The following is a 13,258-nucleotide window of genomic DNA, read 5'->3' on the forward strand; positions in this document are numbered from 1 at the left end:
AGCGGACATCCGCCGAACTTCGTAGACGAGGCCCTTTCATCTCGGCCATTCAGTAGCCGCCAGGGTTCCTGGATGCCGACGTTGCTTATAGCAGCGAAGCAATCGATACCGCCGCTCTTGCCACCTCGTATCGTGATGACGGTTGCGAGGGAGAATGCAGCTAGTGCACAGTAGCCTCGGAGGTGAAGATGTTGTTCGCGTCACACTCCGATCATGTTCGTGCCGCGCACGAGGATCCTCACATGGACAAAGCGACGACCATCGTTGGAATAGACTGTAGCCCACGCGCGTCCAGTAACTCAGGGCGGATGCTCGGCGAGGTTCTTCGCTCGCTCGAGAGAGATCGGCTGGTGAAGGTCGTGGAACAGGTGCGTCTGGCCGATGAGCGTATCGACTGTCTCGGGTGCGAGCAGTGTTATCAAACGTTCGGATACCACGGTGACGGGATCGATCGTGTTCTGTCATTCATGAAAGAGTCGGACGTGATTCTGATGGCTACTCCCACCTGCTTCGGAATGCCGCCGGCCCTGGGCGTCGTCTTGCTCAACAGATCGGATCCCCTGTGGCGCGACGGACAACAGCTCAAAGGAAAACTCGGAGCGGTCATCGTCAACGGCGCCAGCGATCCCTCGGACGATCCGAGTGTGCGCCTATGCGCGGACAACATGATCAAGTTTCTCGAGCAGCACGAGATGTCCTGCGTCCAGCCGGTCCATCTGGGCGGAACGCTCGCGTATCCCGAGCAACGGTTTCCAGACCCGCTCCCCGCCGGTACAACAGGCGTTCTCGGTCAATTGGCTGACGAGATCCGGCAGTGGGTCGGGAGCAGGTGATGCCGGCACATCTCTTGCTCAGTATTCTGTGCGAGAGTCGTTGCTCAGCTGGTCCGCGCTGCACTGCCGCGGAGGAACCGTGACGCCAGAAAAAGACAGCTTTCACATCGACAGCGTCGACGAGGTCGTAAGACGCGGTCGACATCAGCCCAAGCTGAGCGGTAGCAATTCGATCCTCGAACCCAGAAGCTTGGTCCGCGAACGGCCAGTTGGGCCTGCAACGGCAGCTTCGAGCAATCGTCGGCGACAGCGGAGCGACTGGAATGGGATCGGCAGCAGAACGGCAGCTTCTTGCAACTTCCCGGCGAAAAAACCGACGGTATCGGCCTCGTTCCAGCTGTCACGGGTCCGGCCGGTAAGAGCGCCCGCTAAACTTGGTCGTCAAAGCCGCGTTCGCCGATCTGCTCTGCGCATTGAGCGAGTTCCGATTGCCGCGACGCTCGTAACTAGTCTTACCGTGCCCGCCCTATACCCTCGACTGGCCGGGGGCTCTCGTGCCGGCGCCGAGCCGGAGCACTATGGCGGACAAGGACACCAGGGGCGGTCACAGTCCCAGTGCCGCAGCGAACCGTTCCTGGAAATACTGCACTCCCCGCTCATGCCGCCCCGAGAGCGGGCCGGAGCTATATGCCCCTGCGGCATAGTTGCGATGCGTATCGGGGCAGATGGTGTAGTCCTCGCGTACCACGGCCAGAGTGCCTTGCACGGATTTCGCCCTGCTCTCGGATGCTTCAGCAGCGATATCGGCAAAGAAGAAATGGTAATGCTGGTCTGTGTGATGCGGTGAGGTCGGATTGATCCGGCTAACGTTCATGCCGCCATCGAAAAGCGACAGCGTCCAGTTCGGCCACATCCAAAGCCATTTGCCGCGATAGAACAGATCGTCTTTCGGCGGTGCGGTCATCCGGACTAACCGGGATGGGCGGTGGTCTGGAAAGCTTCGAAGTCGATGGCAGCGTAGAACGAGGGATGCGTGCCAGGGGTGTGGTAGCCTTCGACGAAATTGTCGGTGTAGATCTTCCAGTTCGCCGCAAAGCTGACCGTGGCCTGATCGGTGGCGGCATAGGTCTCCAACGGCTCGTCCGCCAGTTCGGCGGGCAGAGAGCCAAGTTGATCCAGAAGACTTTCCTTCGGGTCAAGTGCCGCGAAGAGCAGCCCGCGCCATTCGGACAACTGCACCGTGTCCAGCGGCCAGTCTTCGGCGATGATCGCGGGATCCTTGCCATACCATGGGGCCTGCAGCAGCCGCCCGGTGTCGGCAAAGGACCATTTGTGATAGGGGCAAACGATCAGCCCACATTTGCCCGCGCCATCGGCCAGAAGTTTCGCCCCCCGGTGGCGGCAGACGTTCTTAAATCCGCGCAAGGTCCCGTCCCGGCCCCGGATGGCAAAGATCGGCGTGCCGGCGATGTCGATGGCAAGGTATTGACCGGACGTCGCGACCGAGGCGACAGGGCCCATGAACTGCTAGGTGTGCGCGAAGATGTTGCACCGCTCCTGCTGCCAGATATCATCGCGGACATAGAGCGACGGGTCCAAGTTCAGGTATTGCACGGGCGGAGTGTCGAGTGGCGGGTGGTCGGGGCGCAAGGTATCTGGCGTCATAGGCTAACCTCCAGTTCCGGCAATCCTGTCGTAAGCGGGGCGACATCCCAAGGGAACTGGCTCTGCTGCGCACAGCCTGTAAGCCGGTGCAATTTTGCTCTAACGCAGATTTGCTGGAGTTGCGGTTCATTTCCAATTCGCCGACCTAGTTGTCGACCGCGATCAACACGTCGGATGCCATAACAGCAGCATGGGCTCCAGGCCGACCTCGAGCCCAGTTCGTCGCCTGATGAACGGCGGGTCAGAATGGTGCGGTTCGCGCGCGAACGACGCGGATGGGGTCGGTTGCCGAACGGCAGCTATCCGCCGAGCCCGACCGAAACCTGACAGTCAGCAGCCGGCCCAGCAACAGTCTAGCGGCGTTTCTCTGGTGGCCAATCATGGCTGCAGGAGAAGCGAAATGGGACACTCGTGCTACGACCTCACCGACTCCGACCGCCGGGCATGGAATGCCGGGAAGAAGGTCGGGACGAAACGACCTCTGAAACCTCGACAGATATGGGCGATACGCTTCTTTCTCGATCGAGAGCTGCGTCTGCGAGACAGAGCGCTCTTCGATTTGGCGATCGACAGCAAGTTGCGCGGCTGCGATCTCGTCAAGATCAAAATCGGCAACCTCGTGGTAGGACCGGAAGTCCGAACTCGCGCGATGGTCATCCAACAGAAAACTGGCCGACCTGTTCAGTTCGAGTTGATGAGCGACGTACGCTCCAGCCTTCTCGCATGGCTGGAGCGACGCGGCGGAACAGTCGATGATTACGCGTTTCCGAGCAGGATCAATCCAAGGGCTCACATGAGTACAAGGCAGTATGCACGCCTCGTCGACGAATGGGTCGAGGCGATCGGGCTTAGACCAGAGGAATACGGAACCCATTCCCTGCGTCGCACCAAGGCCTCGATTATCTACAAAGCGACGGGAAATCTGCGAGCCATCCAGATTTTGCTCGGTCATACTAAGATCGAGAACACGGTCCGCTATCTGGGAGTCGATGTTGAGGATGCTCTCGAACTTTCCGAGGCAACTGAGGTTTGATCAGGTGCGGCTCCACTTCACGAGTGGAGCCGTGACCAATTTGCGCCGGTGGGTTCAACCGGTCATCGTAACACCTTCTGTAGCCTATCGGCCGGCGTTTCGAAGTCCAGGGTTTTCGGGGTCGCTGATTGAGCTGCAGGGCGACGGCGTTGAGTTGGGCCTGCGAGACATGGGAGAGGTTGGTTTCTCTCGGGAAGTACTGCCTCAGCGGACCGATGGTATTTTCATTGCTGCCGCGCTGACAGGGACTTCGCGGATCGCAGAAGTAGACCTGTAGATCGGTTGCAACGGTGAAGCTCATGTGCCGAGCCATCTCCTTGCCCTGGTCCCACGTTAGCGAGCGTCGTAACTCTTCGGGCAATGTGCCGTTCGTCTGGGCAAGGGCCGCCACGACGGTGGCCGAGTCCCTCCTCGCCACCTTTACAAGCATCGTGAACCGGCTGTGTCGCTCCACGAGGGTGGCGATGTGCGTGTCGTTCGCGCCGGTGAGCAGATCACCCTCCCAAATGGCCTGGGATGGCGCGATCCTCAGCCTCGGCGGGGCGCTCGCGGATGGAGATCATATCGAGTATTTGTCCTTGCCCCGTCCGGCTCTGTGCGCCTTTTGCGAGCCGCATCTGTCGTTTGGTACACAGGTGCGCTGTTAGTTCCTTCTTGAGCGCCCCTCGCGACTGGATGAATAGACTGCGATAGATCGCTTCATGAGATATCCGCATGCTTGGATCGCCTGGGTACTCTCGCCTCAGCCAGCCCGCTATCTGCTCCGGGGACCATTGCAGCGCTAGCTTTTGCGCCACCTGCCATCGTAGCCGCCCAGAGCTTGCCAGGCGACACTGCTTCGGGCGCAGCGCTCGCACCCAAGCATGCTTGTCGGCCCGGGTTGCACGATACGCTTGTGCACCGCCATTGCGCGAGATAACGCGACATATTGTCGATGGGGATCGCCCGAGACTTCGTGCAATAGCGCGGATCGCAAGACCCGCCGCGATCCCGCGAGAGATCTCTTCGCGTTCCGCCAGCCCGAGCGCCAAGGCCCCTCTACGCCTAGCTGACGGAGCAATGCCGCTGCGTAAGGATACGATCCGCTGAACGCCGGTCTTGTTCCGGCGGTCAAGTGCTCTGACCTCGGTTCCATCGCTCCCAAAGCTCGACCTTCTGCGCTGACGTAAACCAGATCCGTGAGGTCACCATGCAACACCTCTTCATCCTCTCAGATTAAAGCGGGTTGCGACGACCGGTTGAACCCGCCGCCTCATTCCGGTCGTTCGCCCACCTTCCGAAAACGGGTCGCCGGCGGTGAACTCAACTCTAACTTGTCGTCAGTAAGTTGTGTTCCGTGCCTCCTGGCCTAAGCGATTGCGTTTTTGCAATATCTCAGCTCAGCTCCGGCGTTAATTTAGATCAATCTAATGGACCCCTAATGAGTGCGCGCTTATCGACGGCCATTAGGATCGGGGAAGCCGCAAAGGCGATCTTCCGAAAAACTCAGAGCTTTCCAAGCCGAGAATTCGGAAAGCATGCAGACCTGAGCGAACGCGAACACGTCGGTGTTGAACCGATGCTTTTGGCGCTTTCTATGGAGCTGGCACTCAAAGCGTGGTTCGTCTTCGACCATGAAAATCCAAGAGTCGTCAAATCGCACAACCTGATAAGGCTGTTTGATCGCCTAAAGCCCGAAAGCCAAGAGAAACTCGACGCGGAGTTCAAAAGGTCAGTGGTCCCGTATCATCCCAATGGTTTCTACATCGAGTACAGCATTCGTCACATTCTGTATCAACACCAAGATGCCTTCACCGACTGGCGCTATCTTCACGAGGCAAAGAAATCGATGATGTTCGATCAGAGTGCTTTTGAGGCAACGCTCGAAATGGTGCTCCGTGAGTTCGAGAAGAGGTATCGGATTGAGCGGGTGAAGCCGCTTTGGCCATCCTGAATGTAGTCAGGATCGGAGGCCCCGATGCGGCCTTGATTGTTTCGAGCGGTAGCTTTGGGACCGGAGCTTTCCTTGCCGGAGGGAAGGGCTAACGACCGCAACGAGGCGGGCAGCGGCCTGACCGTTCCGGGCTTCAGGACCACGTGGCCTCGTCCGAAACCCACTTATGGAACGCGGCGATACGAGGGTCGGTCCAGCAATCTTTTCTGCAACACAAATGATAGGCCTCCGTGTCGTCAGAGATCTGCATATCTTTGAACGGCAGCACCAGTTCTCCCTTGGCAATCTCGTCGTGAAGCACAGAGAGGTCTCCGATCGCGACGCCCTGGCCCATGGCCGCGGCACGATAGGCCATATCGGCACTGGGAAAAACCTCACCCGAGTTCACGTCAAGAAGGTTCGGCGCAAATCGCCCAGCCCAAACTTTCCAATCGTGCCGATCAGGCGTCTCATGCAGCAGGTTATGGTGAACCAGGTCGGCAGGAAACGTTATTGGCACGCCCCTCTCCAGTAGCTTTGTAGAGCAAACTGGGGTGCCGAACGATTGCAACACCAACACCGCCTCGATATCTTTCGGCCGATTTGGATAACCGCAGTCAAAGGCGAGATCGAACTCACCTCCGAAGAAAATTTCCCAGTCAAAAGGAGCGGTCGTTACCCGAATACCGATTGCAGGCCATTGCTGCTTGAAACGGTCAAGCCGCGGTAGCAGCCACCGAATGGAGAAGGTGGGCGGGCAGATAACCTTCAGATGCCGAGGCTGGCGTTGCACGTCTTGAGCTCCCGCGGCAATGCTTTCGAACGCGGCCGCCAGGATCGGTTGAAAATTGCGCCCCGCATCGGTCAAAACCAACCGGCGCGGCAATCGTCGAAACAATTCCACTTGCAATGCTGTTTCCAACAGCTTGACGTGCCTGCTGATCGCTCCTTCGGTCACGCATAGCTCCTCAGCCGCGCGCGCAAAGCTTTCGTGGCGCGCGGCTGCTTCAAAGGCCCGAAGCGCATTGAGTGAAGGGAGACGCATCGACTGTCACTACCTCAGGAATTCTGAGCCTATCCCAGAGAAAGACTGGTTTGTAGCCGGTACGCTGTCTGCCTACGCTGTCATCTGCAAGCGCGAGGTTGGCACGGAGGCCTGACGGTGAGCAACAATCTTCTTGCATCGACGTTTCAGGACTTGTCCCATGAGGTTCGAGCAATCAGAATAGCTCGCTATGTCTCAAGATGGCGGCAACGGCATTTCTACCGCCGTGACCTAGCGCGACTATCGGGGGTAGCGCCGCACATGATCGACGATATTGGATTGACGGAGGACGAAGTGGAGTCTGAACTTGCAAAGCCATTCTGGCGATGATCGGATCCTGACTAGGCCGACCACTTGAAAGCTGGAACCCTTTGTCGAGTGCGCTAAGCTTCCCCTTCAGGTCAAGTCACGACGCGCCCACCCCAACCCTGAATGTCCGGCCTTGAAGATTCGCAGACCGAAGCTGCCGGTCAGCTACCGGCTCAAAAAATCTACCGGTCAGCAATGCGCCTTAACTCGACCAGAGAGTTCAATTTTGCAGCGGCCCGAATGGAGACATCGCCGGCGACCACGCCGAACGCCGCGGTTGCGCCTCAAAATCGTTGTTAAAGAATGGCCCCTAATTCGGCTGATCAATTGCCGCCCTCAAGCGGCCTCAGCCCGCGGGGCTTTCCCTTCTCACCAATTTCCCGTCTGGTTCTGCGCTGCACTCTTAAGCGCGAGAGAGGCGGATGTATCGAAACTGTCGGCGCAGGCCGCCTCGACGTCTGCTTTGGTTAAGCCAACGTCGCGCAGAAGGAAGTTGGACAGGTGACCAAGCCCACGCTTTATGTTGCGGCGGGTCCGCCACTCACAGACAAGGGCCAGCAACCGTTCGAGCGGAGGATCAAAAAAAGTGCGCGGCACGCGCAGTGCGGTCTCGCCTAGTGTCGTTTGCGTAATGTTACGCCAGGTCATGGTAGCCTCCGTTGGGGGATGCACGAATGACGACCACCATCATGGCAGAGGACGGGAAGGCACCAGGGCAGCTTCGGAAGCGTTCCGCTTCAGATTGTGAACTGGCCTCGGACCTCCGAAAGGCCTAACCTGCGGCAAAGGAGCGGTCAGCCATGACGCGACGGCCTTACGGACTGGTCTGCCCGATCTCGCACGCCTGCGAGTTCCTGGAGCCACGCTGGACAATTCAAATCCTGACCGAGCTCTGGAACGGCTCGACCCGCTTTAATGACATTCGCAAGGGGGTGGGCAACGTCTCGTCCGCCCTCTTGTCGAGGCGGCTCAAGGAAATGGAAGCGTTGGGCCTGGTCGAGCGCGTCGAGGACGAGGCGACGGGCACCATCAGCTATTTCCGTACCGAAAAGTCGATAAGGCTCGAGCCGGCGATGAACGCGCTGGCGGAATGGGCGCAATGCAACATCGAGGCGGAGATCGCGCTCGCCGACGTGGATGTTTCGACCCTCATGTGGGCCGTGCGGCGAAAGATTGACCTCGCTGAACTGCCGCGGCGGCGCGCCGTCATCCGCTTCCATTTCCGCGACGATCCCCCACCGAAGTGTCCCCATTACTGGTTTGTGGTCGAGCCAGGCGCGGACTTGCCCGAGCTCTGCTCGCTCGACCCCGGCCGGGACGTCGATCTTTACGTCGAGACCGGCGTTGTTTCGCTGGGAGCCATCCTGGAGGGCCGCTCTAGCATCGAGCGTGAGAAAGAGAGGGGCGGCCTTTTCCTCATCGGCGACCCCGGCCTCGCGCGAAGCATGGACCGTTGGCTGCGAATCTCGGTCTACGCGGCGCTTGAGGGAATCGTCCAGCTTTCTTGAAAGCCATGTTTGGAGTGCAGCCTTATGCAACCCGCCCAGGACGACAAAGCCATTTGGCTGGCCTCAAAAGCTATGGTGCAATCGTCCGTTGTTGATTGCTGCTCACTGAAAGCCGTGGGTTAGGCGAGCAAGATACGCTCAGCGAGCGTGCGATGACCTTCTTTGGGGCAGGCCATCATTTTGTCGATCAAAGAGCGCAGAACTCCTTTGACCCATTCGTTGCCCACGGCACGGATCGCGTACTGCGCGCCTCGATAATCGTCGAAATTCGGGATCAGTCTGCCGCCGATAGAAGCCAGCGACGGACAGGCTCGCTATCATCAAAGGCCGCCTCGAAAATTGATGATGCGAGCACGGCACATATGTGAAGGGTTTCAGAGCCGACGTTTCGAAACCCGTGTTTTCGATTAGCCGGAACAACAAGTGATTGCCCTTCGATTATGCTAACCGACTCGTTGTCAATCCAAATCTCTGCTTTGCCGGTGACCACAGAGAGCACTTCTTCAACACGGTGACTGTGCGTCGGGGCGCCCATAGCCGGCGCTACCCATTGCTCGAAAATGCACAGCTGAAGCGCGCCGTTCTCAGCGGATATAAGCATCCGGGTTTCTACTCCAACTCGCCATTCCTCCCGCCGCTGTTCCGCATGTGAGATTATCTTCATGATGATTGTGGACCCCTCTCACTTCAAGCAAATGTTCTTCTCCTGTAAGGACCCGCCCGCAACTCTGAAATGCACATCGAAGCAACGTCCCAACCTTGGCCAGAGCACAAGTAGATGGTCCGTGTCGGCACCCCCGGAGCCCTCAGCGACATCCATCCCCCTGCTTGTCACCAGATGAGACTTCGATCAATCTCGCCAATTGAGGTCCTCCCGGTTAACGCCATTGCCGTTTCAAATTCCCGGCGTAACAGGTCAACACAGTGCCTGACCCCATCGGATCCGCCCAAGGCAAGCGCATAAACATATGGGCGGCCGATCATCACCGCGGTTGCTCCAAGAGCGATAGACTTCAAAACATCCGTTCCCCGTCTGATGCCGCCATCGATAATAATTGGAATCCTGCCGGCCACCCGCTCGGCAACTGCCGGCAGTGCATCGATCGTTGCCGGCAGCGTGTCGAGGTTCCGTGCGCCATGATTGGAAACCACAATGGCGTCGGCGCCTGAGCTTATCGCCAGTTCAGCGTCCTCAGGATCAAGGATGCCTTTCAACACGATAGGCAGAGCTGTGAGAGAACGAAGCCACTCAACATCCGGCCATGTCAATATTGCACGCTTTGGCGAACCACCGATCTTGAAGAGGCCTGTATTGCGGTCATTGAAATAAGGGGTGGTGAGCGCATCGGGAATTTTGAAACCGGCTCGCATTTGCCTTCGCCGATCGCCGAGTGTTGGCATATCCACCGTTACGCAGATCGCCTTCGCTCCGCCCGCAGCGACTTGGGCGACAAGGTCACGGTTGAAACATCGATCGCTCTGCCAATACAACAGGAACCAGATCGGCACAGGGCTTGTGGCCACGCATTCCTCGATGGTTGCTGTTCCGCTGGTCCCCAGAGTGAATATCGCACCGGCTTCGCCCGCCCCGCGAGCGGCAGCCACCTCGCCCTCGGGGTGTGACATGCGTTGGAATGCCGTTGGCGCCAGAAAGATCGGATGAGAGAGCCTTTCACCGAAGAGCGTAATGCTTGTGTCGATCTTCGAGACGTCCCGCAAAACCCGCGGCCTGATCCGCAGCAGGTCAAACGCACCTACATTGTCCCGCATCGTAATTTCGTCACCAGCCGCGCCGGCGATAAACTCATAGACGGCATGGGGCAAACGATCACGTGCAGCAGGTTCGAAGTCTGCCAGGCAAAGAAATTCATTTGCGAGATCAGAAGGCATTTGCCACCCGGCTGCGGTGTTCAAGACGTTATGCTGAGTTGTTACGCTGTTCAACAGGCCGCCCGTGCTCCACGGCATCTTGAGCTTCTTTCCAGAGCTCCGGCGATACAATCGTGCTCGAATCGGAGTGACATTGAGTTGAGCCCATCCGTGCTGACCAGAAGCCAGAAGGCTCCTGCTGGACAACGCGCTTTTGTCGTCTGCCGTGCTGGTGGCCAAGCCGTCACGCCCTCTCTGAAGGACTTCTCTCGTTTGAGGATGCGCCTAGACGGCACCCTTTCAGATATTTATGTTAGACATCTCTAAAGTAGGGATGAGCCGCTCAGCTTCAGATTGCGCCAAGGCCTGCATTCAAGCTCTGATTTGTTGTGCTTTTTCATCCGGGGGCACGCCAGTATGACAAGCGAACGTCAGCACGAATACGAGTTGGGACATTCGGAAAGAGAACTGAGAAGGCTGGCGACGCAGGCGGCATTGGTTGACCCGATGACCCGGGATTACCTGCTGCGAGCTGGCCTTCGAGCGGGAATGCATGTCCTTGACGTGGGGAGCGGCGCTGGCGATGTCGCCTTTCTCGCGGCTGATATTGTCGGACCCACAGGTCTTGTTATCGGCTCTGACAGGTCGGCGGAGGCTCTTGACGCTGCTCGGGCGAGAGCCGCGCAACGTGGTTTGGAGAATGTAATCTTCCACCAGTGTGATCCTGCCACCTTCACTTTCGATATAGCGTTCGACGCTGTTGTTGGCCGATACGTCCTAATGTTCGCGCCCGATCCGGTCGAGATGTTGAGAGGGGTTGCGCGGCATCTTGGTCCCGGGGGCGTGATGGTATTCCACGAAGTCGACTGGACTGGCGCTGCCTCGTTTCCCTCCGTCCCAACGTACGACAACTGCTTTCGGTGCATTGTGGAGACATTTCGTCGTGTAGGGACCAACCCCAGCATGGGCCTGCAGCTCCATGCGACCTTCGTAAAAGCCGGGCTGCCGGCCCCTAGCATGGCGGTAAGTGCTCTCGCCGGAGGTGGATCAGACAGTATGAGTGGCATTGATCTGATCTCCGATCTCGCAGCGACCATGGCTCCGGTGATGGAGCAGATGGGCGTTATCGCAGCTTCAGAACTCGGTCCCGAAACGCTGCAAGATCGAATTCGCGCCGAGGCTTATGCAAGCGGAAGCGTGGTGGTCGGCCGATATGAGGTGGGCGCCTGGTCACGACGAATGTAGGCACCACGGTCATGCGCCCGCGCTTCCCTCGTTCAGCCCGCTCGAGCTGAAATTGACCGCTCAACAATGGAGGCGGAGAAGACGCATTAGAGCCGTCCGACCGCTACAGCGGTAGCGCCATCAAGACAGCGCTGCTACCTCAGAGCAGCAGGTGAATTGCCACAAGCTCGATGATCAGCAAAACGGCGCACACCACGCCCGCAAGGGCATAGCCTCTCCAATACGCGCGTATGTCCTGATCGGTTTGGAATGCTTCTAGCCAGAGCCCGTCGGGGGAGACGCCAAGGCAAATGGGGATAGGCATCGCGGCTGGCACGATTGTATTAGGTGCTAAAGCATCTCTGCCCAACATGCAGGCGGCTCTCTGACCGCGAAGAACAGATATTAGCCTGCGCTAACTAATGGCGAAAGCCCCTCATCGAAATATCGCCGGCCTGTCCTGATTGTCTCTTTGGTTGTTTCAAACTGGGCAATGGCGTGTCGCCGCAGGAGAGCGGGACAAAGAACAACATCGTCGGTGTACGACCTGGCTCGCTGCCGACCAGGTCATAGCTGGCTCCGGCGCTGCCAAGACTTGGTGACACCGGTCTGGCCGCTGGCGAAAATATGCGATCCTGCTAAACTTAGCCCGTGTGAACACGCATGAATGGGGGCTTTGTGCCGGTATCATATGACCTCATTGGCAAGACAGCCGTCGTAACCGGCGGAGCAAAGAGTATCGGCAAGGCAATCGTAGAGCGCCTTGTAGCGTCGGGTGCTGCAGTGCACGTGTGGGATCGAGATCAGATCGAACTGAAGGGTGTGGTGTCTACGAAGGTCGATATTACCAGCCGCGATCAGGTAACCCATGCGATCAACATGATCGTCGGTCGTGGCCAGCGTATAGACGTTCTGGTTAACAACGCCGGTTATCTAGGAACCCTTCACCCGTTTGACCAACACGAACCTGCAGACTGGCGAAGCATCATCGAAACCAATCTGATCGGCACGATGCAAGTGACGCAGTTGGTTTTGCCCCACATGCGAAAATGGGGTGTTGGCCGCATTGTCAATATGGGCTCTTTGGCGGGCAAGGAAGGTCTTGCCAACCTTGCCGCCTATTCAGCCTCCAGCGCAGGTATCGTAGTCTTCACAAAGGCGCTTGGGCGTGAGGTCGCCAATACAAACATACGCGTGAACTGCGTCGCTCCTGGGCCAATCGATACGGACATGATCCGAAACCTCGGGGTCGCAGCTGTCGAGACAATGATCGCCGATAGTCCAATGAACCGGCTCGGCCGGGTCGAAGAAGTTGCCCACATGGTGGCCTGGCTGTGCTCGGACGCCAGCAACTTCAATACCGGCGCGGTATTCGACATGTCGGGTGGGCGGGCGCGTTACTGAGCGCCGACTGTGTCTCGGTGCTTTCAGGCGGCCCCGCGTCACCGTGGACCAAATATTCCCACCCCTAACGGCGACCTATGTGATCCCCTCATGGCAACTCTGCGGTACGAGGTAAGGCGGGAACCGGATGGGACGTGGACGGTGTTCGACGTTTTCACCGGGCAGCCGGCTATTGTAGTGGGCCACCCTTCTGTCGACCTTCCCGACATGGAGTATGCTGAAGAGCTGGCAGCCATCCTGAATGCCAACGACCTGAAGCAGAGGCTATCTCACGGGAGGCTCCCCGGAGGGCTCGCCTGACCGAGGTGGCATGACAAGTTAGCCATTCAACGCCTTCGTACTGCCCTTCCAGGATGGCTCGTCCGATTCCGAGCAAGCATTTGTTATTGAATTCCCGACTACGACCGTCTTAAATCGACTTGCCATTGCGTTTCGTAGGGAGGATTTGATGGGCAACGTGGTGCCAATTCGCAGGGCCACGCGTTGCGTGGAAGTAGTCGGAGCCAGTGGCGAATG

At 58.3% G+C, this 13,258-nt stretch carries 13 protein-coding genes and 1 pseudogene; 7 read left to right on the forward strand and 7 right to left on the reverse strand.

Going from position 1 to position 13,258, the window contains the following annotated elements; all coding sequences use genetic code 11:
* The first annotated feature begins 242 nt into the window (after positions 1-242).
* On the forward strand, positions 243-833 hold the full coding sequence (locus ACYG97_RS24950) for a flavodoxin family protein (RefSeq protein ID WP_023697489.1): 591 nt from the start codon (positions 243-245) through the stop codon (positions 831-833).
* 544 nt (positions 834-1,377) lie between these two features.
* On the opposite strand, the gene ACYG97_RS24955 is transcribed toward ACYG97_RS24950, so the two are convergent.
* On the reverse strand, positions 1,378-1,737 hold the full coding sequence (locus ACYG97_RS24955) for an SRPBCC family protein (RefSeq protein WP_023697490.1): 360 nt from the start codon (positions 1,735-1,737) through the stop codon (positions 1,378-1,380).
* A 5-nt stretch (positions 1,738-1,742) separates the two neighbouring features.
* Positions 1,743-2,294, reverse strand: coding sequence for an aromatic ring-hydroxylating oxygenase subunit alpha (locus ACYG97_RS24960; RefSeq protein WP_023734803.1), 552 nt, complete (start codon positions 2,292-2,294; stop codon positions 1,743-1,745).
* Between the two features lie 544 nt (positions 2,295-2,838).
* Between ACYG97_RS24960 and ACYG97_RS24965 the strand changes: the two genes are divergently transcribed.
* Positions 2,839-3,471, forward strand: coding sequence for a tyrosine-type recombinase/integrase (locus tag ACYG97_RS24965; protein ID WP_023697492.1), 633 nt, complete (start codon positions 2,839-2,841; stop codon positions 3,469-3,471).
* Positions 3,472-3,533: 62 nt separating this feature from the next.
* Here the strand turns inward: ACYG97_RS24965 and ACYG97_RS24970 are convergent.
* Positions 3,534-4,662, reverse strand: a pseudogene (locus ACYG97_RS24970) (IS30 family transposase).
* Between the two features lie 229 nt (positions 4,663-4,891).
* On the opposite strand from ACYG97_RS24970, the gene ACYG97_RS24975 reads away from it, so the two are divergent.
* A complete protein-coding gene (locus ACYG97_RS24975) occupies positions 4,892-5,404 on the forward strand; it encodes a hypothetical protein (RefSeq protein WP_023731489.1) in 513 nt (170 codons plus the stop codon).
* A gap of 133 nt (positions 5,405-5,537) precedes the next feature.
* Here ACYG97_RS24975 and ACYG97_RS24980 read toward each other — a convergent pair whose 3' ends face one another.
* Complete coding sequence (locus ACYG97_RS24980) at positions 5,538-6,428, reverse strand: LysR substrate-binding domain-containing protein (protein WP_023697495.1); 891 nt, start codon at positions 6,426-6,428, stop codon at positions 5,538-5,540.
* A 117-nt stretch (positions 6,429-6,545) separates the two neighbouring features.
* Between ACYG97_RS24980 and ACYG97_RS24985 the strand changes: the two genes are divergently transcribed.
* Positions 6,546-6,758, forward strand: a complete 213-nt coding sequence (locus tag ACYG97_RS24985) for a DUF1127 domain-containing protein (protein ID WP_444848989.1) — start codon at positions 6,546-6,548, stop codon at positions 6,756-6,758.
* Positions 6,759-7,106: 348 nt separating this feature from the next.
* Here the strand turns inward: ACYG97_RS24985 and ACYG97_RS24990 are convergent, their stop codons facing one another.
* Positions 7,107-7,385 (reverse strand): DUF1127 domain-containing protein, encoded by a 279-nt coding sequence (locus ACYG97_RS24990; RefSeq protein ID WP_023697496.1) that lies wholly within the window; start codon positions 7,383-7,385, stop codon positions 7,107-7,109.
* 152 nt (positions 7,386-7,537) lie between these two features.
* Between ACYG97_RS24990 and ACYG97_RS24995 the strand changes: the two genes are divergently transcribed.
* Positions 7,538-8,245 carry a winged helix-turn-helix transcriptional regulator gene (locus tag ACYG97_RS24995; protein ID WP_460221613.1) on the forward strand — a complete coding sequence of 236 codons (708 nt, stop codon included), beginning with the start codon at positions 7,538-7,540 and terminating at the stop codon, positions 8,243-8,245.
* A 274-nt stretch (positions 8,246-8,519) separates the two neighbouring features.
* On the opposite strand, the gene ACYG97_RS25000 is transcribed toward ACYG97_RS24995, so the two are convergent.
* Together ACYG97_RS25000 and ACYG97_RS25005 are read right to left on the reverse strand one after the other, a co-directional pair.
* Complete coding sequence (locus tag ACYG97_RS25000; RefSeq protein WP_023697500.1) at positions 8,520-8,909, reverse strand: cupin domain-containing protein; 390 nt, start codon at positions 8,907-8,909, stop codon at positions 8,520-8,522.
* 167 nt (positions 8,910-9,076) lie between these two features.
* The gene (locus ACYG97_RS25005; protein ID WP_245260813.1) at positions 9,077-10,354 is read right to left on the reverse strand and encodes an alpha-hydroxy acid oxidase; all 1,278 of its coding nucleotides are present in this window, start codon (positions 10,352-10,354) and stop codon (positions 9,077-9,079) included.
* A gap of 177 nt (positions 10,355-10,531) precedes the next feature.
* Between ACYG97_RS25005 and ACYG97_RS25010 the strand changes: the two genes are divergently transcribed.
* Both ACYG97_RS25010 and ACYG97_RS25015 read left to right on the forward strand, forming a co-directional pair.
* Positions 10,532-11,359: a methyltransferase domain-containing protein gene (locus ACYG97_RS25010; RefSeq protein ID WP_031262176.1), complete on the forward strand. Its 828-nt coding sequence runs from the start codon at positions 10,532-10,534 to the stop codon at positions 11,357-11,359.
* 642 nt (positions 11,360-12,001) lie between these two features.
* Entirely contained in the window at positions 12,002-12,742 is a 741-nt protein-coding gene (locus ACYG97_RS25015; protein WP_023699925.1) for an SDR family NAD(P)-dependent oxidoreductase, read from the forward strand.
* Positions 12,743-13,258: the final 516 nt, after the last annotated feature.

This window comes from Mesorhizobium sp. W067 (genome assembly GCF_054719525.1).

Excerpts from the sequence above, each read along its gene's own strand:
- ACYG97_RS24950 (WP_023697489.1), top strand. The coding sequence starts at position 243 with ATGGACAAAGCGACGACCATCGTTGGAATAGACTGTAGCCCACGCGCG.
- ACYG97_RS24955 (WP_023697490.1), bottom strand. The coding sequence starts at position 1,737 with ATGACCGCACCGCCGAAAGACGATCTGTTCTATCGCGGCAAATGGCTT.
- ACYG97_RS24960 (WP_023734803.1), bottom strand. The coding sequence starts at position 2,294 with ATGGGCCCTGTCGCCTCGGTCGCGACGTCCGGTCAATACCTTGCCATC.
- ACYG97_RS24965 (WP_023697492.1), top strand. The coding sequence starts at position 2,839 with ATGGGACACTCGTGCTACGACCTCACCGACTCCGACCGCCGGGCATGG.
- ACYG97_RS24975 (WP_023731489.1), top strand. The coding sequence starts at position 4,892 with ATGAGTGCGCGCTTATCGACGGCCATTAGGATCGGGGAAGCCGCAAAG.
- ACYG97_RS24980 (WP_023697495.1), bottom strand. The coding sequence starts at position 6,428 with ATGCGTCTCCCTTCACTCAATGCGCTTCGGGCCTTTGAAGCAGCCGCG.
- ACYG97_RS24990 (WP_023697496.1), bottom strand. The coding sequence starts at position 7,385 with ATGACCTGGCGTAACATTACGCAAACGACACTAGGCGAGACCGCACTG.
- ACYG97_RS24995 (WP_460221613.1), top strand. The coding sequence starts at position 7,538 with ATGACGCGACGGCCTTACGGACTGGTCTGCCCGATCTCGCACGCCTGC.
- ACYG97_RS25000 (WP_023697500.1), bottom strand. The coding sequence starts at position 8,909 with ATGAAGATAATCTCACATGCGGAACAGCGGCGGGAGGAATGGCGAGTT.
- ACYG97_RS25010 (WP_031262176.1), top strand. The coding sequence starts at position 10,532 with ATGACAAGCGAACGTCAGCACGAATACGAGTTGGGACATTCGGAAAGA.
- ACYG97_RS25015 (WP_023699925.1), top strand. The coding sequence starts at position 12,002 with ATGAATGGGGGCTTTGTGCCGGTATCATATGACCTCATTGGCAAGACA.